This window comes from Paraburkholderia sp. IMGN_8, from assembly GCF_038050405.1.
Lineage (GTDB): Bacteria > Pseudomonadota > Gammaproteobacteria > Burkholderiales > Burkholderiaceae > Paraburkholderia.
Genome location: NZ_CP150900.1, coordinates 742,587 through 765,506 on the forward strand (window position 1 = coordinate 742,587; position 22,920 = coordinate 765,506).

The window sequence follows — 22,920 nt, forward strand, 5'->3', positions numbered from 1 at the left end:
AGAGGAGGACCCGATGGACACGATTCTCAAACTCGATCAGATCACCAAGAGCTTTCCCGGCGTGAAGGCGCTGCAAGGTATTCACCTGGACATTGCGCGCGGCGAGATTCACGCATTGCTCGGCGAAAACGGCGCGGGCAAATCGACGCTGATGAAGATCCTGTGCGGCATCTATCAGCCGGACGAAGGCACCATCACGATTGACGGCCAGGTGCGCCACTTCACGAACTATCACGATGCGGTCGCTGCGGGCGTCGGCATCGTGTTTCAGGAGTTCAGCCTGATTCCGTATCTGAATGCGGTGGAGAATATGTTTCTCGGCCGCGAGTTGAAGAACGGTTTGGGTCTGCTCGAACGCGGCAAGATGCGGCGCGCGGCAGCGGCGATTTTCGAGCGGCTCGGAGTGGGGATCGATCTGTCGGTGCCGATTCGCGAGTTGTCGGTCGCGCAGCAGCAGTTCGTCGAAATCGGTAAGGCGTTGTCGCTGGAAGCGCGCATTCTGATTCTGGATGAGCCGACCGCAACGCTCACGCCCGCGGAAGCCGAGCATCTGTTCGCGATCATGCGCGATCTGAAACAGCAGGGCGTCGCGATGATTTTCATCTCGCATCACCTCGAAGAGATTTTCGAGGTGTGCGACCGCATTACGGTGCTGCGCGACGGCCAGTATGTAGGCATGACCGAGGTCGCGCAATCCGATGTGGGCCGCCTGGTCGAAATGATGGTGGGGCGCCGCATCGAAAGCAGTTTTCCGCCGAAGCCGCCGTTGCGCGCCGATGCGAAGACCGTGCTCGAAGTCGGCAAGCTGCAATTGCTTAAAGACAGTCCGGTGCTGAGTTTTTCGTTGCGCGAGGGAGAGATTCTCGGCTTCGCCGGACTGGTCGGCTCGGGCCGCACGGAAACCGCGCTCGCCGTGATCGGCGCGGACCCGGCTTACGTGAAGGAAATCCGCATCAACGGCACGGCCGCGAAGCTATCCGATCCCGCCGACGCGCTGCGAGCCGGCGTCGGCATTTTGCCCGAGAGCCGCAAGACCGAAGGCCTGATCACCGATTTCTCGATCAGGCAGAACATCTCGATCAACAACCTCGGCAAGTACCGCTCGCTGCGTTTCTTCATCGACCAGCGCAGCGAAGCGCGCGCGACCGCTGACATCATGAAACGCGTGGGCGTCAAGGCGCCGACGATGCATACCGAGGTCGCCACGCTCTCAGGCGGCAATCAGCAGAAGGTGGTGATCGCGCGCTGGCTGAATCACCACACCAACATCCTGATCTTCGACGAACCGACCCGAGGCATCGACGTCGGCGCCAAAGCCGAAATCTATCTGCTGATGCGCGAACTCACTGCGCGCGGCTACTCGATCATCATGATCTCGTCCGAACTGCCGGAGATCGTCGGCATGTGCGACCGCGTCGCCGTGTTCCGGCAGGGCCGCATCGAGGCGCTGCTCGAAGGCGACGAGATCGACTCGAACGCCGTGATGACCTATGCAACAGCCGGCACCCGTGGAGCAACACATGAACACGCCTAACCCTTCTTCTTCGCCGAGAACGTCGACCGTCAGCGGCAACGCCCCGGACGCTCCACTGCGTCTTACATGGACCGCTTTGAAACGCTCGACGCTGTTCTATCCGTTCATCGGCTTGCTGGTGGTCTGCATCGTGATGGTGTTCGCAAGCGACAGTTTTCTATCCGGCGCGAATCTGGAGAACGTGCTGCGGCAGGTGTCGATCAACGCGATCATCGCCGTCGGTATGACGTGCGTGATCTTGACAGGCGGGATCGATCTGTCGGTTGGGTCGGTGATGGCGCTGGCGGGTACGCTCGCCGCTGGTTTGATGGTCGCGGGGATGAATGCGGTGGCGGCGCTCGCGATCGGCGTTGCAGTCGGTCTGGGCTTCGGCGCGGCCAACGGGTTTTTCGTCGCGTTCGCCGGCATGCCGCCGATCATCGTCACGCTCGCGACGATGGGTATCGCGCGCGGTCTCGCACTGATCTACACCGGCGGCTACCCGATCGACGGTTTGCCGGACTGGGTCAGCTTCTTCGGCAGCGGCAAGATCCTCGGCATTCAGGCGCCGGTTGTGATCATGCTGGTGATCTATGCAATTGCGTGGGTGTTGCTCGAACGCATGCCGTTCGGACGCTACGTGTACGCGATCGGCGGCAACGAACAGGCGACGCGCCTGTCCGGCGTGCGCGTGGCGCGCGTGAAACTGATTGTCTACACGCTCGCCGGGTTGACTTCCGCTTTCGCCGCCATCGTGTTGACCGCGCGCTTGATGAGCGGCCAGCCGAACGCGGGCGTCGGCTTCGAACTCGACGCCATCGCCGCGGTGGTAATGGGCGGTACCTCGATCTCCGGCGGACGTGGCTCGATCGTCGGCACGTTGATTGGTGCGCTGCTGCTCGGCGTGCTGAACAACGGCCTGAACATGGTCGGCGTGAACCCTTATGTGCAGAACGTGATCAAGGGCGGAATTATTTTGCTCGCGATTTACATCAGCCGCGACCGCAGAAAGTAACGCTTCTCCGACTTCCCCTTTTTAGCAGGATCATGCAATGACGAACCACTACGACTCGCAAACCGACCAGCAGAACATGACAGCCATCGTCTGTCACGCGCCGAAAGACTACCGCGTCGAGCGGGTAACGAAGCCTCTTGCTCGCGCCCATGAACTGGTGATTCGCATCGCCGCATGCGGCATCTGCGCGAGCGATTGCAAATGCCACTCGGGCGCTAAGATGTTCTGGGGCGGCCCGAGCCCGTGGGTCAAAGCACCGGTGATTCCGGGCCACGAGTTCTTCGGTTTCGTCGAGGAAATCGGCGAAGGCGCGGCCGAACACTTCGGCGTGAAAATCGGCGACTGCGTGATCGCCGAACAGATCGTGCCGTGCGGCAAGTGCCGCTATTGCAAATCCGGTCAGTACTGGATGTGCGAGGTGCACAACATCTTCGGCTTCCAGCGCGAAGTCGCCGACGGCGGCATGGCCGAGTACATGCGCATTCCGCCGACCGCGATCGTCCACCAGATCCCCGACGGCATCTCGCTCGAAGACGCCGCGATCATCGAGCCGTTGGCGTGTGCCATTCACACGGTAAATCGCGGCGACCTGCAACTCGATGACGTGGTGGTGATCGCGGGCGCCGGGCCGCTTGGTCTGATGATGACGCAGATCGCGCATCTGAAAACGCCGAAGAAACTGATCGTGATCGATCTGGTGGAAGAGCGCCTTGCGCTCGCGCGCGGATACGGCGCCGACGTGACGATCAATCCGAAGCAGGAAGACGCGTTGGCCATCATCCATTCGCTGACGGACGGCTACGGTTGCGACGTGTACATTGAAACGACCGGCGCGCCGATCGGCGTCAACCAGGGCATGGACCTGATTCGCAAGCTCGGGCGTTTCGTCGAGTTTTCGGTGTTCGGCGCAGAGACTACACTGGACTGGTCGGTGATCGGCGACCGCAAGGAACTCGACGTGCGCGGCGCGCATCTCGGGCCGTACTGTTATCCGATTGCGATCGATCTGCTGGCGCGTGGGCTTGTGACGTCGAAGGGCATTGTCACGCACGGCTTTTCGCTGGAAGAATGGGACGAGGCGATCAAGGTCGCGAACTCGCTCGACTCGATCAAGGTATTGATGAAGCCGCGTGCCTGAGCGTTCGTGGAACAAGCGGCACATAAACGGAGACTGTATGGACTACGTCATCGGCGTCGATATCGGCACGCAGAGCACCAAAGCGCTGCTGGTCGATCAGCACGGCGCGATCGTCGCGCAGCATGCGTCGGGCTATCAGCCGGATACGCCCAAGCCGCTATGGGCTGAACAGTGGCCGGCGGTGTGGTTGAAGGCGGTGGTGGCGTGCATCGCCGCGTGCGTGGAGAAAGCGAAAACGGCGGGCGTCGCGGCGAAGTCGATCAAGGCGGTGTGCGTGAGCAGCCTGTACGGCGGCTCCGGCATTCCAGTCGATAGCGACATGCGGCCGCTCTATCCGTGTCTGATCTGGATGGACCGGCGCGCCACCGACCAGGTCGAATGGGTGCGCAACAACGTCGATCTCGAACGCCTCTATACGATTACCGGCAATGGCGTGGACAGCTATTACGGCTACACGAAGATGCTGTGGCTGCGCGATCGCGAGCCGGACGTGTGGGCGCATACGCGCTATTTCCTGCCACCCAATGCGTATGTGATCTACACGCTGACCGGCGAGGTTGCCGTCGACCATAGCTCGGCGGGCAACATCGGCGGCATCTACGACATCGCGAAGCGCGACTGGTCGGATGAAGCGCTCGACATGCTCGGCATTCCCGCGACGATGATGCCGGAGCGGCTGGTGGAATCGTCGGACGTGGTGGGTGGATTGCTGTCGCAGTGGACCGAACAGCTGGGACTGGCGGCGGGCACGGCAATCGTCGCGGGCGGCGTCGACGCAGCTGTGGCGACGTTTGCTGCGGGCGTCACGCGCGCGGGGCAGCATGTCGCGATGATCGGCACGAGTATGTGCTGGGGCTATATCAATCAGAGCGTCGATGCACGGCATGGTTTGATCAGCATGCCGCATGTGTTCAACGGGCAGCGCGACATCTACATTTTCGGCGGCGCGATTACGGCGGGTGCGTCGGTGACGTGGTATCGCGAGCAGTTCTGCCACGCGGAGACTGAAGCGGCACGTGCGACGCCGCATGGTGATCCGCATCGTTTGCTCGAAGAAGCTGCTTCTGGGATTCCAGCGGGTGCCGACGGCGTGGTGTTTTTGCCGTATCTGATGGGCGAGCGCAGTCCGGTGTGGGATGCCAGGGCGAGCGGGGCGTTTGTCGGCTTGAGCCTCTTTCACACGCGGGCGCATCTGTATCGAGCGGTTCTCGAGGGCGTGTCCTTCGCGCTGAAACACAACATTGAAGCGGGACGTAAAGGCGCGCAATCGCTGGATGACAAGTTGATCGTGGTGGGCGGCGCCACGCATTCGGATTTGTGGATGCAAATCATTGCGGACGTTACCGGCTATCCGGTGTACACGATCGAGCAGGAGGTGGAGGCAGCGATGGGTGCGGCGTTGCTGGCCGCGGTGGGTGTCGGGTTGATTTCGCGCGAAGAAGCGCAGGGCGGGTGGGTGACGCTGATCGAGCGCGCTGAGCCAGACGTGCGGCGAATGGTTTTGTATGAAGAGCGATTTGGCGTTTACGCGGATTTGTATCCGGCGTTGAAGCCAGTCATGCATCGGCTGCAGACATCATGAATGCTACTTTTGATTTTTCGGGCAAGTCGATTCTGGTCACGGGTGCATCGAGCGGCATTGGACGGGCGACCGTCGAGGTGTTGTGCGCTTCCGGCGCGAGTGTGGTTGCGGCGGCGCGCAATGTGAATGAGTTGGCGCGATTGGCTGAGGAAACGGGCTGCGAGCCGTTGGTGCTCGATGTGAGCGATGAATCCGCAATTGACGATGCATTGGGTTCGCTCGATGCATTCGACGGGCTCGTGAACTGTGCGGGAATTGCTTTGCTCGAGCGCGCCGTTGATACCACGGGTGCTAGTTTTGATCGAGTAATGGCGGTGAATGCGCGGGGAGCGGTGTTGGTTGCCAGGCACGTGGCCCGCGGGATGATTGGCGCTAAGCGCGCTGGCAGTATCGTGAATGTTTCTAGTCAAGCTGCACTTGTGGCGCTGGATGATCATTTGAGCTATTCGGCTTCCAAGGCGGCGCTTGATGCTGTTACTCGCTCTTTGTGCATCGAGCTTGGGGCTTTTGGCATTCGCGCTAATAGTGTCAATCCGACGGTTACGTTGACACCTATGGCTGTGCAGGCATGGAGTGATCCGGCTAAGCGGGAGCCCGCTTTGATGGCTATACCTATGAGGCGCTTCGCTGAGCCTTTTGAAGTGGCAATGCCGGTTTGTTTTTTGCTCAGTGAGGCGGCTTCTATGATTAGTGGGGTTTGTTTGCCGGTCGATGGAGGGTATACCGCTAGGTGACGTTTTTTTGCCTTCGCGGCGCTATGGTTGTTGTGCCTACGGCGTTGCCTTTCCTTGCTTTGTTATTGGTTTATTAGCGTTCCCCCTGTGCGGGGGGGCACCTACTTTTCTTTGCCGGCCGCAAAGAAAAGTAGGCAAAAGAAAGCGGCTCAAACCGCCAATTCTTAAGCGGGTCCCCTGGCTTGGAGGAGGTAGTGGAGCATCTGGAATCGGTGTTCTCGCGCACTCCGCGCCTGTGACAAGGCAGTCATTCTTCCGGCGGCGCTGCGCGCGCCGCAGCGGTACTTCATCAGACCGCCAGGCAGTTTTGGCGCCTGCACGTGGAATCCGTGTTCTCGCACATTTAGCGTTGGTGACAAGGCAGCCATTCTTCCCGCCTCGCACTGCGTGCTCGCCGGAACGGTCTGCCAGGCGAAGCAGTGGATTCGTTTTGGTTCGGTGGGAGCGCTCGGCTTCGTCTCGGCGATGTCCCGGTGGGAAATGAGGTGAGGCTGGCTTGGTGAGCTTGCGAATGCGGTGCTGCACGTAATGTGGAAATGCATAAACGCACGGCCTGCAGGTCACGGCACAGATGAAACCGCGCAAGCCAGAATCGCCCGCTGGTTTGGTGAAGTACCGCTACGGCGCGCGTAGCGCCGCCGGAAGTATGACTGCCTTGTCATTGACGTGGAATGTGCGAGAACACAGATTCCAGATGCTCCACTACCTCCTCCAAGCCAGGGGACCCGCTTAGCATTAGCGGTTTGAGCCGCTTTCTTTGCTTACTTTCTTTGCGGCGGTGTATAGACCGGGGACATGATTGACAAACGTGCGGAGACATCGTTGACACTTTATGGTCAGTGATTCTCGCTCCTCAGGTCAAGGGTGAGGATGCGGTGATGTGCAAACCAGAATTCAAATACGCCGTCTTCGCCCACCTTTGCGCGTGCCGCAACCGGCAGTCCATAAAGTGCGTTCGAGACCTTAAGTTTCCGTCCCTTAAAGCGTAGCTGGCCATCTGACCTGACTCGTAGCACCACGTCGTCCGGGCCGTATTCAGGCTCCTGCAGGATCGATGGATACGCCCGGGGGCTGGGCTTGTAACGGCTGACCGGCGTGTCCATGCCAATCGCCTCGTGCGGACGTTCGCAGTTATACACGGTGCGCCAGCGGTCCAGTTCCTGTTGCACGTGCTCCTGCGTAGCGAAGCTTCGTCCGTTCAGCACTTCAGCCTTCAACGTACGGTGAAACCGCTCATCCTTGCCATTGGTCTGCGGGTGATACGGCCGGCTGTAGCTGATACGGATACCCAGCCGGATCAGCCAGACGGCCAGCTCGGTAAGCTGCCCCGGACTGCTGGGCGAACCCCACGGCGAGCCGTTATCGGTGTTGATGCGCAACGGCAGGCCGTAGTGCCCAAACGCCTCACGTAATCCCGCCTGCACGGTCGAGGTGTCCGTCGGCCCGCAGGCACGCAGCAGGATGCTGAAACGCGAGTGGTCGTCCAGCACCGTCAGGGGGCTGCAACGCTGCTTCTGGAGGGTATCGAAGTGACCCTTGAAATCCATCTGCCAGAGTACGTTGGGCTGCTCGTGTTCAAAGCGCTTCCACGGTTCGCTCATTGCTGAATCGGTCGGCAGGATCAGGTTATGCCGGTGCAGGATGTCGGTCACGGTGCTGGGCTGCGGCACCGCCTCAAAGCCCAGATCCTGCAGGCGCCGACTGATCTTGCGCCCGCCCCAGCGCGGATGGGCCTGGCGCAGCCGCACCACTTCCTGCTCCATGGCAGCGGGAGTCTTCAAGGGGCTGGTGGCTGGGCGCCGTGATTGATCTGACAGCGCGTTCTCGCCACGCTTAAGCCATTTGTAGCCGGTCTGCCGGCTGATGTTGAAGCGCTGGCACAACTCGGTGATCGTCAGGGTGTCCTGACTGGCCAGATGAACAAATTCCTGTCGGAGGCTCATGGTGTCTCTTGCGTTCCAGGGCATGGTCGGGACCGGGCGTTTTAATACCCGGAAGTGTCAACCATGTCCCCGCACACCTGTCAGCTATGTCCCCGGTCTATACACGGCGGCAAAGAAAGTAAGTGCCTGCCCCGCACAGGGGCGACGCTAATAAACCAATAACAAATCAAGGAAAGGCAACGCCGTAGGCACACAGACAAAAGCGCCGCGAAAGGCAAAAAAGCAAGGAAAGGCCACTGCCGTAGGCGAACACCCCAACCAGGCGCTACGCGCAAAAATTCCCCTATAACATAGTCCTCACATGCCAAAGCTCAGGAAACAAAACCACATCCAGCATCTTGCGCAGATACGGCGCGCCACTAGTCCCGCCCGTACCCTGCTTAAACCCAATAATCCTCTCAACAGTAGTCACATGCCGGAACCGCCATTGGCGAAAAGCATCCTCGAGATCGACGAGCTCCTCAGCCATCTCATACAACTCCCAATGCTGCGAAGGATTCCGATAAACCTCCAGCCAGGCCGCTTCGACAGAAGCATCATGGATAGTAGGCTGAGTCCAATCCCGCTCCAACCTGGAAGGTGAAATAGCAAACCCACGTCGAGCCAGCAGCCGAACTACCTCATCATAAAAAGAAGGCGCTTCAAGCGAAGCCTTAACCTCGGCAAAAATCTCAGCCCGATGCGCATGCGGCTTCAGCATCTGCTCATTCTTATTCCCCAGCAAAAACTCGATCTGCCGATACTGATAAGACTGAAACCCGGAAGAACTACCCAAATAAGGCCGCATCGCCGTGTACTCGGACGGCGTCATCGTCGCGAGAACACTCCATGCCTGAACGAGCTGCTCCATGATTCGCGATACGCGAGCGAGCATCTTGAACGCCGGCGGCAACTCATCGCGATGCACCGCCTTCAGCGCGGCGCGCAACTCATACAACGCGAGCTTCATCCACAGTTCGCTCGTCTGATGCTGAATGATGAACAACATCTCGTTGTGATCCGGAGACAAAGGATGCTGCGCATCCAGCACCGTCCCCAGCGACAGGTAATCGCCGTAACTCATCGATTCCGAGAAATCGAGTTGCGCGTCGTGCCAGCCATCGTCTGAAGCGGCACCAGCAGAAGCAGCCGCGCCGCTACCATGCCCAAACGGACACCCCTGCGCCGGTTTCTCTTCCGGCAGTCCCGGCGTTTGCATGTGATCGGTCATCGCGTGCTCCTCAGGTCACAGCGCCGCGTGCGGCAAATTCAGGTGCCCGCCAGGTCTCTTGCGTCAGCACCTCGCGCAGCGTTTCCACTGCGTCCCACACATCGACAAAGCGCGTATACAGCGGCGTAAATCCAAACCGCAACACATGCGGCTCGCGATAGTCGCCGATCACACCACGCGCGATCAGCGCCTGCATTACTTCATAACCATGCGGATGCTCGAAGCTCGCATGCGAGCCGCGTTGCGCGTGCTCACGCGGCGTCACGAGCTTCAAGGGAAACTCGCCGCAGCGCGCTTCAACGAGTTCGATGAACAGATCGGTCAGCGCGAGCGACTTCGCGCGGATCGTCTGCATATCCGTCTGCAGGAACACGTCGAGCCCGCATTCGACCAGCGACATCGACACCATCGGCTGCGTGCCGCACAAGAAGCGGCCAATACCGTCATCGGGTTGATACGCCGGGTCCATTTTGAACGGCGCGCGATGCCCCCACCAGCCGGACAACGGTTGCGCAAACTCGTTCTGGTGACGCTGCGGCACCCACACGAACGCCGGCGAACCCGGGCCGCCGTTCAGATACTTATACGTGCAGCCCACCGCGTAGTCCGCACCGACACCATTCAGGTCGACCGGCACCGCGCCCGCCGAATGGGCGAGGTCCCATAGCGCAAGCGCGCCCTTGTCCTGAATCAGCTTGGTGAGCGCGGCCATGTCGTGCATGTAGCCGGTGCGGTAGTTCACGTGCGTAATCATCGCGATGGCGGTGTCGTCGCCGATCGCGGCGGGCAGCTCGGACGGATCGTCGACGAGACGCAATTCATATCCGCGGTCGAGCTGTTCGATCAGCCCTTGCGCGATGTACAGGTCGGTCGGGAAATTCGAACGCTCCGAGACGATCACGCGGCGCTTGGGATCGCGCGCGTTTGCCAACCGCACGGCAGCCGATAAAAGCTTGAACAGATTGATCGAAATCGTATCGGTGACGACCACTTCGTTTTCCGCCGCACCGATCAGCGGTGCGAGCTTGTTGCCAAGGCGGCGCGGTAATTCGAACCAGCCGGCGGTGTTCCAGCTGCGGATCAGGCCTTCGCCCCATTCGGCGGCGATCACGGTCTGCGCGCGTTGGGCGGCGGCAGACGGCGGCACGCCGAGCGAGTTGCCGTCGAGGTAAATGGTGTCCGGCGACAGCGCGAACTGGTCGCGCAGTGGGGCGAGCGGGTCGGCGCGGTCGAGCGCCAGTGCTTCGTCACGGTGGTTCATGGTGGTCCAGTCAGAGAGATAAGAGAAATCAGAGCGATTCGGGCAGAGCGCGCAACACGGCGCGCACGGGGCTCGCATCGAGCGTGGTCAGCTTGAGCGGCAGCGCGATCAGTTCGTAGTCGCCGGGCGCAACGGCATCCAGCACGATGCCTTCGAGAATCGCCATCCGATGCGCACGGATCCGGTGATGCGCATCCATCGTCTTCGATTCCTGCGGGTCGAGCGACGGCGTGTCGATGCCGATCAGCTTGACGCCACGAGCAGCCAGCAGGTCGATCGTTTCCGGCGCGACCGCGCAGAAAGCGCTGTCCCAGGCGGCGGTCGGTGCGTTTTTGTAAGTGCGCAGTAAGACGCGCGGCGGCAGATCGTCGAGCGAGCCGGCCAGGTGTTGTGGCGTCACAACAGGCGAGGCGCCGATGCAGTGAATCACGCGGCAGCGGCCAAGGTAAGCGTCGAGCGGCACCTGGCCGATCGCGGCGCCTTCGGCGTCGTAGTGCAACGGCGCGTCGGTGTGGGCGCCGGTGTGCGGCGACAGTGTCAGCCGCGCGACGTTGACGGGCGAGCCCGCCTCCATGCGCCACACGCGTTCGATACCGACCGGCGTATCGCCCGGCCAGACGGGCGTCGCGGTATCGACGGCGGGGGTGATGTCCCAGAGTGTGTCCATGTCTCCATCGGCGATGTGTGTCTATTGGGGAATGATAGGCGGCTTGTCGCGAAATGTGATTGCGAAAAAATCTCCTTCTTAGCCTTGTCTTGGAACATAATTTGAGTCAAATGGGAAAGGGAGACCGAATATGAACGCGATCTCGCTCGACGCCACCGATTGCCGTATCTTGACGGTGCTTCAGCAAGAAGGACGGATCAGCAATCTCGACCTGGCGGAGCGCATCTCGCTCTCGCCGTCAGCCTGTCTACGGCGTCTGCGCCTGCTGGAGGAGCAGGGCGTCATCGAGCATTACCGCGCATGTCTGAACCGCGAAGTGCTGGGTTTCGAACTGGAAGCGTTCGTGCAGGTGTCGATGCGCAACGACCAGGAGAACTGGCACGAGCGTTTTGCGGAGGCGGTGCGGGATTGGCCGGAAGTGGTCGGCGCGTTTGTCGTGACCGGCGAGACCCATTATTTGCTGCGGGTTCTTGCGCACAATCTCAAACACTATTCGGATTTCGTGCTGCAACGCCTGTATAAGGCGCCGGGCGTGATGGATATTCGCTCGAATATCGTGCTGCAGACGCTGAAGGAAGATTCGGGTGTGCCGGTGTCGCTGGTGAAAAAAACCACTGGCCATAGCGCGCAGCATAACTGAGCGCGGCCGCGCCGCATTCAGATCGATTTGAGTCCGTGGAACTGGCCGTTCTGGAAGATCAGCGGCGCTATTTCCGTGGCATTCTCGTGCACGCCGCAGCGCTCCACCTCGCCGACGAAAATCACGTGGTCGCCTTCTTCATAGCGGCTGCGGTTATGGCATTCGAACCACGCAAGCGCGCCGTCGAGCACAGGCATGCCGGTGTCGCCCTGCGCGTGCGACACGCCTTCGAAGCGGTCGCCCTTCACGGTAGCGAAGCGTTTGCACAGATCGAGCTGCGACGCGGCCAGCACGTTGACGACATAATGACTGTTCGCCTGGAACACCGGCATCGACGCCGAGCGCGTCGCGAGGCTCCACAACACCAGCGGCGGATTGAGCGAAACCGAATTGAACGAGCTGGCGGTGATGCCGATCAACTGGCCGGACGCCGCGCGTGTGGTAATCACGGTGACACCTGTAGCGAATTGGCCGAGCGCCTGTTTGAAGGCGGGTTGGTCGAAGTTAGGCGGGCTGGCGCGCTTCATTGGGCGGAAGCCTTCGGCGCAAGCCGGGTGAACCCATCGTGCGCGTGGCCGGAAACAAATGATTCGAAAGTCATAGTGAAAATCGTCGATTTGTCCCAATTTTAACTGCAATCGCGGCGGACTGGCCGCGACCCCTACTGTTAAGTGGAAAAACCGCTAAGCTGGAAAGTCTCGATAGCGGCACGAGCGTTGCGGGTAAGCGGGTATTGAGCAAACGTCAGCGGCAAGCCTCGGGCGAACAACCGGCCCCGGCCGACTATGAGTATCAAGGAGCGAGCAGCATGAGTCAGACAGGCGAAGTCGCCACCCTCGGTGGCGGGTGTTTCTGGTGCCTCGAAGCGGTGTATCTGGGCGTCGAGGGCGTGAACTCGGTGGAATCGGGCTATGCGGGCGGACAGACGCGGCAGCCGACCTATGAACAGGTCTGCGACGGCGAGACTGGCCATGCGGAGGTCGTGAACGTCGATTTCGATCCAGCGAAGATCAGCTATCGCGAGATTCTCGACATCTTCTTTGCGATTCACGATCCGACCCAGTTGAACCGGCAAGGCAACGATGTCGGCACGCAATACCGCTCGGTGATTTTCACGAACTCCGAAGCGCAGCGCGAGGCGGCGCTGCAGGCGATTCGTGAGATCGGCGCCGAAGGGATTTACGACGGCCAGATCGTCACCCAGGTGCTGCCGCTCGACGGTAACTACTGGCCGGCCGAGGCGTATCACCAGAACTACTTTGCGCAGCATCCGAACCAGGGGTACTGCTCGTTCGTGGTGGCGCCGAAGGTCGCGAAGTTTCGTCAGAAGTTCGCGCATCGGATCAGGGCTAGCTGAGCGGCGTGAGTCGCGGCTCAAGTCGACGGACGGCCCGGGCAGTGGCTCAGTGAGCCGCTCGTTGCCGGGCCGTCAGCCGCATGCGGGCAGGGTGTTGCCTAGTCGTGCTCGTCTTGCTTGCCGGGCTGGCCGTCTTCGCCATGGTCGCGCTCGTCCGGTTGCCGATCAAGTTCATGTTCGTGCTCGTGAGCGAGGCGCGCGTACGCTTCGATGATCGCGCGCGCCAGTTCCACGCAGCTTAACGGCGCCGAGCCCTCCGCCTTGTTGTTGACCGCGATCACCACCGGCTGGCCGGCCAGCGCATAGCGCGCGGCCAGTTCGGCGAGCGCGGCGCGGGTGGTCGGGTCCTGGTCGACGAGCTGGTTGAACGGCTCGTACTTGGCCTTCGCCTGCTCGTATTTGAAGCCGCCGTGCAGACTCCAGCGCACGATCAGCGGCCCGGCCGGCTCGCCGTCGAGCAGTGCGAGTGCTGCCGCCTGGCGCAGCGGGTCCGGCATCCGCGCATGAATTCCCACGCAGTACCGTACGCCTGCCGTTTTCAGCGTGCGGATGAAGCGCGGCGTCAGCAAGCTCGCGTCGCGGATCTCGATGGCGTAGCAGGTGCCTTCGGGGAGTGTCGGCAACGCCGTCAGGAACTGGGCCAGGCGTTCGATGAACACCGCCGGCTGCGCAAGCATCTGATCCGGCAACGGTGAGAGCTGGAACACCAGCGCGCCGGCCTTCGCGCCGAGGCCTTCGAGGCAAGGCGTCACGAACTCGTCGATCGCCATTTGCGCATTCAGAAAGCACGGATTCAACGAGACCGGCTCGCCGCGTTCGGCGCGCACGGTGGCGTCGGTGATCGTCATCGGCGCTTTGACGATGAAGCGGAAGTGCTCGGGCACCTGCTGCGCATAGCGCGAGTATTCGGTGACGGTGAGCGCCTGATAAAACGACCGGTCGATGCTGACGGTGCGTAGCAGCGGATGCGCGCCGTAGGCGGTGAGGCCGTCGCGCGAGAGTTTGCTGTTGCTGTATTCGTCGCCGTAGACGATGCCGTTCCAGCCCGGAAACGACCATGTCGATGTGCCGAGATGGACCTGCGGCGGCAGTTCGGCGGCAAGGGCGAGCAGTTCTGAGGAGGGTGGGGCGGCCACGACGTCGCGGGCGCGGCGTTTTCTCGGGGCGTCGGCAGGGGCTGGCGTGGCGGTGGAGGCGGGTTTTGACGCTGACTCGGACGTGGGCTCGGCGATGATCTCCGGTGCATCGTCTTCCTGCCAAAGCGTGACGGCGCCGCCTGCCTTCGCGCGCGGCTGACGCCGCCGCTCAGGCTGCGCCGCGGCAGCAGGCGTGGTAGTTGCGGTTTCAGCGGAACGGGACTCTGGCTTGCCGCCCGCAGCTGGTTCCACGGGTGCTGCGGGTCGCTCCACCGGCATCCCAAACAGGTCGAACTGCACGGCTTCCTCCCCGTGCCCGGCGTTCAATGCTTGTTCAACTCCGCTCGTGCCGCTCTGGCCCATCGGTGTTCGACCTGCTGTTTAAAGTTTGCGCCGCGGCGGCCGCTCATGTACCCGGACCCGGCACGTCGCCGCGGCGCAACCGTATCACGGCTGTTTGTCGTACATATAGCGGCGCGACCACGGCAAGGTTGTCGCACTGCGGCCGGCTTTGCGGCACACCACCTGGTAGATCGAGACGTCGTCGTTTTCGAACGCGTATGCGCAGCCGGCGAGATACACGCGCCAGATGCGGAATTTTTCGTCGTCGACCAGCTTGCGGGCTTCTTCCGCATGCGTTTCGAAGTTTTCCGCCCAGATGTTCAGCGTGTGCGCATAGTGACGGCGCAGGCTTTCGACGTCAACCGCTTCGAGGCCGCCGCGCTGCATCGCTTCGAGCGCAAGGCTGATATGCGGCAACTCGCCGTCCGGGAACACGTAGCGGTCGATGAATTCGCCACCGCCGAGCGCGGTTTCGCCGCTCTCCGCATCGCTCGACGTGATGCCGTGATTCATCGCGATGCCGTCGTCCACCAGCAGATCGCGGATCTTCTCGAAGTAGCCCGGCAGGTTTTTGCGGCCGACGTGCTCGAACATCCCGACGCTGGTGATGCGGTCGAATTGCCCTTCGACGTCGCGATAATCCTGCAGACGGATCTCGATCCTGTCTTCGAGGCCCGCGGCTTTCACGCGCGCAGTGGCGAGGTCGAACTGGTTCTGCGACAGCGTCACGCCGACGCACTTCGCACCGAACTTCGTTGCCGCGCGCAGCACGAGCGCACCCCAGCCGCAGCCGATATCGAGCAGGCGCTGTCCGGGCTGCAACTGGATCTTGGTGAGGATGTGGTCGATTTTCTTGATCTGCGCGGTGGCGAGATCTTCGTCGCCATTCTCGAAGTACGCGCACGAGTACACCATGTTCTCGTCGAGCCACAGCTTGTAGAACTCGTTCGAGACGTCGTAGTGATACTGGATCGCCTTCTTGTCCGACGACTTCGAGTGATTGAAGTAGCGCCGCACGCGCGCCAGCTTGCTTGCGCCGGTGACCGTGTTGCGTGCGAGCTGATAGCTGATGTTGATGATGTCCGACAGCTTGCCTTCGATGTCGATCTTGCCCTTCACGTACGCCTCGCCCAGATTGTCGAGGCTCGGTTCTAGCAGGTAAGGCAGCGCCGTGGCGCTCTTCACGTGCAGCGTGACCTGAGGCGCGGCAAACTGCCCGAAGTCATGTTGCTGGCCGTCCCACAGCACAAGGCGCGCCGGCAGGTTCGCCCTGGTTTTGACGTCTTCCACCCACTGCGCCAGCTTTTTCTCCCAGAACATGCGATTTCTCCGTGTCCGTTGAATTAAAGCAAAGCCTGTGTGGACCGCCGCTCACCGCGGCGTGACTCCTATGCCGTGAGGTGGCGCAATCCGCGCCTTCGAGCACGCGGCTTCGTTGGCGGCGTGCGCGAAGACATTTATGTTCAGATTCAAGGCGATAGGCGGGCGATGTGCCAGTCGCTGCTTTCGCTTGAACGCGTGTAGAGCAGGCGGTCGTGCAAACGCGACGGACGGCCTTGCCAGAATTCGATTGCTTCGGGTACCAAACGATAGCCGCCCCAATGCGGCGGGCGCGGCGGTTGGTCGCCGTATTGCAGGCTGATTTCGCGTTCGCGTGTTTCGAGTTGCGAGCGGCTTTCAATCACCTGACTCTGATTCGAGGCCCACGCACCGATACGTGAGTCGAGCGGGCGCGACGCGAAGTACGCGTCGCTTTCTTCCGCGCTGGTCTTGACGACGCGGCCCTCGATCCGCACCTGGCGTTCGAGTTCGATCCAGTAGAACAGCAGGCTCGCGTACGGATTGGCGGCGAGTTCGCGGCCTTTGCGGCTTTCATAGTTGGTGAAGAACACAAAGCCGCGCTCGTCGACGCCCTTGATCAGGACGATGCGCGCCGACGGCCGGCCACGCGAGTCGACCGTGGCCAGGGTCATCGTATTCGGCTCGGGAAGTTGGGCTTCGACCGCTTGCGCAAACCACGCGTCGAATTGACGGAATGGGTTGCGGTCGATATCGGCAATGTCCAACGACCCAAGCGAATAATTTTTTCGAAGTTCGGCGAGTGTGGTCATGTTCTTATGCGAACGCTACAGTCCAACCAGTATAGCCAAGGAGCGAATTTTTTGCGCGCGACCTAGTCAAGGCGGCGCGCCGCTCGTTCATGCATGTCGCCGTGCATATTGATGCGATCAGGCAAAATACGGGCTGCAAGCGCCCGAGCGTTGCCACCTTCTGCACATTCTGTTTTGCCTGCTTTCAACGAGCCTGCCACCATGTCCAGCACCACCGCGCAATCTGATCTTACTACCAGCCTCGACGGCAGTGAAACCGCCGATCGCGCGCGGCGCTTCGGCGGCATCGCCCGGCTGTACGGCGCGCCGGCGCTCGCTGCGTTCGAGCGGGCGCACGTTGCGGTGATCGGTATCGGCGGGGTCGGCTCGTGGGTGGCGGAGGCCCTGGCGCGCAGTGCGGTCGGCACGTTGACGCTGATCGATCTCGACAATGTCGCCGAGAGCAACACTAACCGCCAGATCCACGCGCTCGACGGCAACTACGGAAAACCGAAGGTCGAAGCGATGGCTGAACGCATCGCGGCGATCAATCCGTTTTGCGACGTGCGGCTAGTTGAAGACTTCGTCGAACCGGATAATTTCGCGTCGGCGCTTGGCGGCGGTTTCGATTACGTGATCGATGCGATCGACAGCGTGCGCACGAAAACCGCATTGATCGCGTGGTGCGTCGAGAAGAAGCAGCCGTTGATTACGGTGGGCGGCGCGGGTGGCCAGCTGGACCCCACGCGCATTCGTATTGACGATCTCGCGTTGACGATCCAGGACCCGTTGTTGTCGAAGGTGCGCGGACAGTTGCGCAAACAGCACGGCTTTCCGCGTGGTCCGAAAGCGAAGTTCAAGGTGAGCGCGGTGTATTCGGACGAGCCGTTGATCTATCCGGAAGCAGCCGTCTGCGATATCGACGAGGAAGCCGAGCACGTGATCACTTCACCGGGTCATACGGGGCCGGTCGGTCTGAACTGTGCGGGGTTTGGTTCGAGCGTATGTGTGACCGCGAGCTTCGGTTTTGCGGCGGCCGCACATGTGTTGCGGGCGTTGGCGAAACAGGCGGGGTGAAGCGGGCGGGTTGAAGCAGGATAAGGTGGCGGTTTAAGCGGCAGCAGGTTCAGGCGCGGCGCATCGGCCACACGGGCCGCACCTGAACGCGGCGCAAAATTAAAACAGCCACGCGCTCAGCTTGCGCCGCCACTGCGACACCAGTTCCGGCTGGTGCGCGGCGAGATCGAACACCGACAGCATCGTCTTACGGCCGATGTCGTCGCGGAACGTGCGGTCGCGTTGCACAATCGCCAGCAGATGCTCGAGTGCGCCCGCGTAATTGCGGCGGGCGATCAGCGCGTTAGCCAGGTCGAAGCGTGCTTCGAGATCGGCTGGGTCCGCTGCCACACGGGCTTCGAGTGCGTCGGTGGGCGGCAGATCCGACGCTACGTCCACGGCGTCGAGGCGGGTCTTGATCGCGTTAAAGCGCGGGTCGATGCCTTGCGTGATTTTCGGCGACAGCAAATCGACTTCATTGCGGGCTTCGTCGATCCGGTTGTCTTCCAGCAGCAGTTCGATCAGGTCCATGCGCGCGTCATCGAAGCCGGGATCGTAGGCGAGCGCGGCTTGCAGCGCTTCGTACGCGTCTTCGCGGCGGCCTTCGGCAAGCGCGGCCTGCGCTTCCATGCGCGCCCCATCGGCACCTTGCGGCACGAGGCGGTCGAGAAACTCGCGCAGCTGACCTTCCGGCAGCACGCCGACAAACTGATCGACCGGCCGGCCATCGGCAAACGCCATCACGTGCGGAATGCTGCGCACCTGAAAGTGCGCCGCCAGTTCCTGATTCTCGTCGACGTTCACTTTCACCAGCTTCCATTTGCCGGCGGCTTCTGCTTCAAGTTTTTCCAGCATCGGGCCGAGCGTCTTGCAGGGGCCGCACCACGGCGCCCAGAAATCGACCAGCACGGGGGCCAGCGTCGACGCGGTAATGACGTCTTGTTCGAAAGTGGCCAGAGTGGTGTCCATTGCGTCCTCGTCGATAAAACGGATTGTTGAACTAGATGGGGCCGACGACGGGAATTTCAATGCGCCTTGCGCTCATTTGCGCACCGGCAAAGGAATCCATTCAGTTTCGCCCGGCACCTTGCCCATTTCCTGATTCGTCCAGGCGGTCTTGGCGGCCTCGATCTTTTCCCGCGAACTGGCGACGAAATTCCACTCGATAAAGCGCTCGCCGTCCAGTTTCTCGCCGCCTAGCAGCATGACGCGCGCGCCGTGGGTGCTGGCGAGCGTGACAGTTTCGTCGAGGGCCAGCACGGCCATCTGGCCGGCTTCGAGCGGCGTGCCGTCGATCTCCAGATCGCCGTCCACCAGGTAGACGCCGCGTTCCTCGTGTTCCGGTTCGAGCGCGAAGGCGCCGCCCGGCGCGAACTGCGCGGCGACATAGAGCGTGCCCGAAAATGTCGCAACCGGCGAGGTTGCGCCGAACGCCGTGCCGGCGATCACGCGCAGCGTGACTCCGTTGCGCTCGACTACCGGCAGCGTATCCGCCGCGTGATGGGCGAAGGACGGTTCAGTGTCTTCGTCGGCGAGCGGCAGCGCGACCCACGTCTGGATGCCGTGCATCGTCTGACCGCTCGCGCGGTCTTCGGCCGGCGTGCGCTCGGAATGGACGATGCCGCGGCCGGCGGTCATCCAGTTGACGTCGCCCGGGACGATCTTCTGCTCCGAGCCGAGGCTGTCGCGATGCATGATCGCGCCTTCGAACAGATACGTGACCGTCGCGAGGCCGATGTGCGGGTGCGGCCGCACGTCGAGGCCGATACCGGGTTCGTGCGTGGCGGGGCCCATGTGGTCGAAGAAGATGAACGGGCCAATCAGGCGCGCCGCCATCGCAGGCAACACGCGGCGCACGGTGAGATTGCCGACGTCGCGCAGATGCGGCTTGAGGACTGCTTTGATCGAGGAGGTCATGGACTGGCTCGGCTAGGAATGGTGGCTTGGGGGATTTGCTCAATGAACGATTCTACTGCGGTGCGCCAAATGCTGACGGTTGGCGACGATCTGACGTTCCGGCAACCCGGCGTTCCGGGAATCCGTAATGCGTGCGATCGCTCGACGCTTCCGGCTCCGCTAAACTGCCGGATTCAACAGTCAAATGGAGACCGGGATGTCGCCCAGAGATCTGCTGCTCGCGCTGGTCGTCGTCATCGCATGGGGTGTCAATTTCGTCGTGATCAAAGTGGGTCTGCATGGCGTGCCGCCCATGCTGCTCGGCGCGCTGCGCTTCACGCTCGCCGCGGTGCCGGCGGTGTTTTTCGTCAAGCGGCCGCAGATGCCGTGGCGCTGGCTGCTCGCGTACGGCGTGACCATCTCGTTCGGCCAGTTCGCCTTTCTGTTCTCGGCGATGTACGTCGGTATGCCGGCCGGGCTTGCTTCGCTCGTATTGCAGGCGCAGGCGTTTTTCACGCTGATTTTCGCGGCGCTGTTCCTGCACGAGCGCTTTCGCGTACCGAACATCGTCGGTTTGCTGATCGCGGCCGGCGGTCTTGCGGTGATCGGTCTGCAAGGCGGCCACGCGATGACTCTCGCCGGCTTCGTCCTCACCCTGTGCGCCGCGTGCTCATGGGCGCTTGGCAACATCGTCACCAAGAAGGTCGGCAAGGTCGATCTGGTCGGGCTGGTGGTGTGGGGCAGTCTGATTCCGCCGTTGCCGTTTTTCGCGCTGTCGTATGCATTCGAGGGGCCGCAGCGCATCGTCGCGGCGTTGTCCGGCATTGGCGCGATGTCGATCTTCGCGGTGGTGTACCTCGCGTTCGTGGCGACGCTGCTCGGCTACGGCCTGTGGAGCCGGTTGCTGTCGCGCTATCCGGCGAGCCAGGTCGCGCCGTTTTCGCTGCTGGTGCCGATTGTCGGGCTGGCGTCCGCGTCGCTGTTTCTCGACGAGCAGTTGTCCGAGACGCAGGTCGTCGGCGCGCTGCTGGTGATGGTGGGGCTGGCGGTGAACGTGTTCGGCGGCTGGGTCGTGCAGCGGTTTGCGCCGGCGCGATGATCGCCGACGCGTCGGGACATAGTTAAAACAACGGCCGCATCGAGCGGCCGTTGTTTTATCGCGTGCACAGCGTGACGTAACGCGACGCTGTGACATCAAGTCATGCGGTTTTTCGCCAACGGCGGATTCGCCGCGAAATAACGCTTGATGCCGGTCATGATCGCATCGGCCATCTTCTCGCGATAGGCGTCGTCGTTCAGGCGCCGCTCCTCGTCCGGGTTGCTGATGAAGGCGGTCTCGACGAGGATCGACGGAATGTCCGGCGCCTTCAGCACCGCAAATCCGGCCTGTTCGACCGAGCCCTTGTGCAGCTTGTTGATGCCGCCGATTTCCTTCAGCACGAAGTTGCCGTAGCGCATCGAATCGCGAATCTGCGCGGTGGTCGACATATCGAACAGCGCACGGTTGACGGTCGCATCGGCCGATTTGATGTTGATGCCGCCGATCTGATCCGACGCGTTCTCCTTGTTCGCCATCCAGCGCGCAGCCGCACTCGATGCGCCGTGCTCGGACAACGCGAACACCGACGAACCCTTCGCATCGGGCGTGGTGAACGCATCGGCGTGAATCGACACGAACAGGTCCGCGCCGACGCGCCGCGCTTTCTGCACGCGCACGTTGAGCGGCACGAAGAAGTCGGCGTCACGCGTCATCATCGCGCGCATGTTCGGCTGTGCGTCGATCTTCGCGCGCAGTTTCTTGGCGATGTCGAGTGCGACGTGTTTCTCATACGTACCCGAGCCGCCGATCGCGCCCGGGTCTTCGCCGCCGTGGCCCGGGTCGATCGCGACCGTTAGCAGACGCACGGTGTTGCTCTTGCCGGATTTGGGCGCGGTGAATGCGTAGGTATCGTCGCTGTCGTCGCCACCGCTGTTGCTGCCGTTGTTGCCGCCTTTGTTGCGGGCGATCGCGGTGGGCGGCGTCACTGGCGCTGCCGGCCTGCCCAGGATGGGCGGAGCGGGCACTGGTGTCGGCGTGATGTGTACCGGCGGACGCGGTACGTTGGGCGCGGGCCCGCCGCTGCCATTCTGCGCGTAGCGCTCGAAGAACGCTTCGCTGTTGTCGGCGGTTGGCGGCGTGGTGCCGGGGCCGCTCAGCGTGGCGGGCGGCGCATTGTTTTCATTCAGGCTCTGTTCCTTGCGCTCGGTCTGCGCGAGCAGATCCATCAGCGGATCGGGCGCGACGGCGGGGTACAGGTCGAACACCAGCCGGTACTTGTACGCGCCGACCGGCGGCAACGTGAACACCTGCGGCTTCACCGACCCCTTCAGATCGAACACCATCCGCACGACGTGCGGTTGATATTGTCCGACGCGTACCGACTGAATCTGCGGATCGTTCGGCGTGATCTTCGACACCAGATCCTTGAGCGCCTGATCGAGATCGAGGCCGTTCAGATCGACCACCAGCCGGTCGGGGCCTTGCAGCAACTGCTGTGCGTTCTGCAAAGGCTGATCCGATTCGATCGTCACGCGGGTGTAATCCCGCGCCGGCCACACGCGCACGCCGAGTACCGAACTGGCCCACGCGAGACGCGGGGCGACGAGACCGAGCACGAGCGTGGACGCGCCCGCGCGCAGAATCTGCCGGCGCCGCCAGTTATGCGTTGCGGTGGCCGCCGATTCGATCGAGCGGAACGGTTTGATCAACATCTTTCGAGACATGCCTTTCCTGATTCGCTGTATGCCCGTGCGACGAGCACCCGGCCGTCGCCCTCGCTGTCCAGTTCGAGCGAGAAGACGAGATCCGGCACGCCGAGGAGACGCCCCGCGCGTTGCGGCCATTCGACGAGGCAGATTGCGCCGCTGTCGAAATACTCGCGAAAGCCGGCGTCGGCCCATTCGGCCGGATCGGTGAATCTATAAAGATCGAAGTGATAGAGCGCGAGTTCCCCGGCGGGCCGTTCGAGCACGTAGGGTTCGACGAGTGTGTAAGTGGGACTGCGCACGCGGCCGGTGTGGCCGAGGCCGCGCAAGGTCGCGCGCACGAGCGTGGTTTTGCCGGCACCGAGATCGCCGCTGAGTTGTACTTGCAGTCCGTGGAAAGCCCCATCACGCTTAGCGTCTGGCGTCTGCTGCCGCGTTTTTTGCTGCATTCCGCGCACGCTTTCGATCGCCTGCGCAAAACGCGCGCCGAATGCGTTGGTGGCGGCTTCGTCCGCGAGCGCGAAAGAGCGTTCGAGCAGGACGTCGGCGGGCGGTTGGATCGCGAGATCAGAGTTGACGGGCATTCTCGTAAAAT

Annotated in this window: 21 protein-coding genes; 9 read left to right on the top strand and 12 right to left on the bottom strand. The window is 62.0% G+C overall.

The features are described 5' to 3' along the window. The first annotated feature begins 13 nt into the window (after positions 1–13). Genes WN982_RS03615 through WN982_RS03635 form a run of 5 tightly spaced genes read left to right on the top strand, consistent with a single transcriptional unit; the run spans position 14 to position 5,982 of the window. The gene (locus WN982_RS03615; protein ID WP_341314430.1) at positions 14–1,534 is read left to right on the top strand and encodes a sugar ABC transporter ATP-binding protein; all 1,521 of its coding nucleotides are present in this window, start codon (positions 14–16) and stop codon (positions 1,532–1,534) included. Further along, the gene (locus WN982_RS03620; protein ID WP_341314431.1) at positions 1,521–2,528 is read left to right on the top strand and encodes an ABC transporter permease; all 1,008 of its coding nucleotides are present in this window, start codon (positions 1,521–1,523) and stop codon (positions 2,526–2,528) included. Before WN982_RS03615 ends, WN982_RS03620 begins: the two co-directional genes overlap by 14 nt. 37 nt (positions 2,529–2,565) lie before the next feature. After that, complete coding sequence (locus WN982_RS03625) at positions 2,566–3,666, top strand: alcohol dehydrogenase catalytic domain-containing protein (protein WP_341314432.1); 1,101 nt, start codon at positions 2,566–2,568, stop codon at positions 3,664–3,666. Between the two features lie 37 nt (positions 3,667–3,703). Then, positions 3,704–5,248: an FGGY-family carbohydrate kinase gene (locus tag WN982_RS03630; protein WP_341314433.1), complete on the top strand. Its 1,545-nt coding sequence runs from the start codon at positions 3,704–3,706 to the stop codon at positions 5,246–5,248. Next, positions 5,245–5,982: an SDR family oxidoreductase gene (locus WN982_RS03635; RefSeq protein WP_341314434.1), complete on the top strand. Its 738-nt coding sequence runs from the start codon at positions 5,245–5,247 to the stop codon at positions 5,980–5,982. The genes WN982_RS03630 and WN982_RS03635 overlap by 4 nt, the downstream gene beginning before the upstream one ends. Before the next feature lie 836 nt (positions 5,983–6,818). Here WN982_RS03635 and WN982_RS03640 read toward each other — a convergent pair. The 4 genes from WN982_RS03640 to kynB form a co-directional block, all read right to left on the bottom strand. Continuing rightward, positions 6,819–7,949: an IS481 family transposase gene (locus WN982_RS03640; RefSeq protein WP_341313135.1), complete on the bottom strand. Its 1,131-nt coding sequence runs from the start codon at positions 7,947–7,949 to the stop codon at positions 6,819–6,821. Between the two features lie 259 nt (positions 7,950–8,208). Further along, complete coding sequence (gene kynA / locus WN982_RS03645) at positions 8,209–9,135, bottom strand: tryptophan 2,3-dioxygenase (RefSeq protein WP_341314435.1); 927 nt, start codon at positions 9,133–9,135, stop codon at positions 8,209–8,211. Positions 9,136–9,145: 10 nt separating this feature from the next. Next, on the bottom strand, positions 9,146–10,396 hold the full coding sequence (kynU, locus tag WN982_RS03650; RefSeq protein WP_341314436.1) for a kynureninase: 1,251 nt from the start codon (positions 10,394–10,396) through the stop codon (positions 9,146–9,148). Between the two features lie 28 nt (positions 10,397–10,424). Then, on the bottom strand, positions 10,425–11,063 hold the full coding sequence (gene kynB / locus WN982_RS03655; RefSeq protein WP_341314437.1) for an arylformamidase: 639 nt from the start codon (positions 11,061–11,063) through the stop codon (positions 10,425–10,427). 130 nt (positions 11,064–11,193) lie between these two features. Between kynB and WN982_RS03660 the strand changes: the two genes are divergently transcribed. Beyond that, positions 11,194–11,703, top strand: a complete 510-nt coding sequence (locus WN982_RS03660; RefSeq protein WP_341314438.1) for an Lrp/AsnC family transcriptional regulator — start codon at positions 11,194–11,196, stop codon at positions 11,701–11,703. Positions 11,704–11,720: 17 nt separating this feature from the next. Here WN982_RS03660 and WN982_RS03665 read toward each other — a convergent pair whose 3' ends face one another. Further along, complete coding sequence (locus tag WN982_RS03665; RefSeq protein ID WP_341314439.1) at positions 11,721–12,230, bottom strand: flavin reductase family protein; 510 nt, start codon at positions 12,228–12,230, stop codon at positions 11,721–11,723. A gap of 281 nt (positions 12,231–12,511) precedes the next feature. Here WN982_RS03665 and msrA point away from each other — a divergent pair, with 281 nt between their 5' ends. Continuing rightward, positions 12,512–13,060: a peptide-methionine (S)-S-oxide reductase MsrA gene (gene msrA / locus WN982_RS03670; protein WP_341314440.1), complete on the top strand. Its 549-nt coding sequence runs from the start codon at positions 12,512–12,514 to the stop codon at positions 13,058–13,060. Between the two features lie 98 nt (positions 13,061–13,158). Here the strand turns inward: msrA and WN982_RS03675 are convergent, their stop codons facing one another. The 3 genes from WN982_RS03675 to pdxH form a co-directional block, all read right to left on the bottom strand. Further along, positions 13,159–14,559 carry a DUF72 domain-containing protein gene (locus tag WN982_RS03675; protein WP_341314441.1) on the bottom strand — a complete coding sequence of 467 codons (1,401 nt, stop codon included), beginning with the start codon at positions 14,557–14,559 and terminating at the stop codon, positions 13,159–13,161. An 84-nt stretch (positions 14,560–14,643) separates the two neighbouring features. After that, positions 14,644–15,858 carry a cyclopropane-fatty-acyl-phospholipid synthase family protein gene (locus tag WN982_RS03680; protein WP_341314442.1) on the bottom strand — a complete coding sequence of 405 codons (1,215 nt, stop codon included), beginning with the start codon at positions 15,856–15,858 and terminating at the stop codon, positions 14,644–14,646. Between the two features lie 149 nt (positions 15,859–16,007). After that, positions 16,008–16,649, bottom strand: coding sequence for a pyridoxamine 5'-phosphate oxidase (gene pdxH, locus WN982_RS03685; protein ID WP_341314443.1), 642 nt, complete (start codon positions 16,647–16,649; stop codon positions 16,008–16,010). A gap of 201 nt (positions 16,650–16,850) precedes the next feature. Between pdxH and tcdA the strand changes: the two genes are divergently transcribed. Then, positions 16,851–17,705, top strand: coding sequence for a tRNA cyclic N6-threonylcarbamoyladenosine(37) synthase TcdA (tcdA, locus tag WN982_RS03690; protein WP_341314444.1), 855 nt, complete (start codon positions 16,851–16,853; stop codon positions 17,703–17,705). A 99-nt stretch (positions 17,706–17,804) separates the two neighbouring features. On the opposite strand, the gene trxA is transcribed toward tcdA, so the two are convergent. Then, complete coding sequence (gene trxA, locus WN982_RS03695; protein WP_341314445.1) at positions 17,805–18,653, bottom strand: thioredoxin; 849 nt, start codon at positions 18,651–18,653, stop codon at positions 17,805–17,807. Between the two features lie 72 nt (positions 18,654–18,725). Then, on the bottom strand, positions 18,726–19,601 hold the full coding sequence (locus WN982_RS03700; RefSeq protein WP_341314446.1) for a pirin family protein: 876 nt from the start codon (positions 19,599–19,601) through the stop codon (positions 18,726–18,728). Positions 19,602–19,797: 196 nt separating this feature from the next. On the opposite strand from WN982_RS03700, the gene WN982_RS03705 reads away from it, so the two are divergent. Next, complete coding sequence (locus WN982_RS03705; RefSeq protein WP_341314447.1) at positions 19,798–20,679, top strand: EamA family transporter; 882 nt, start codon at positions 19,798–19,800, stop codon at positions 20,677–20,679. A 95-nt stretch (positions 20,680–20,774) separates the two neighbouring features. Here the strand turns inward: WN982_RS03705 and WN982_RS03710 are convergent, their stop codons facing one another. Beyond that, a complete protein-coding gene (locus WN982_RS03710) occupies positions 20,775–22,343 on the bottom strand; it encodes an N-acetylmuramoyl-L-alanine amidase (protein WP_341314448.1) in 1,569 nt (522 codons plus the stop codon). After that, positions 22,325–22,909, bottom strand: coding sequence for a tRNA (adenosine(37)-N6)-threonylcarbamoyltransferase complex ATPase subunit type 1 TsaE (gene tsaE / locus WN982_RS03715; RefSeq protein WP_341314449.1), 585 nt, complete (start codon positions 22,907–22,909; stop codon positions 22,325–22,327). Before tsaE ends, WN982_RS03710 begins: the two co-directional genes overlap by 19 nt. Positions 22,910–22,920 lie beyond the last annotated feature (11 nt).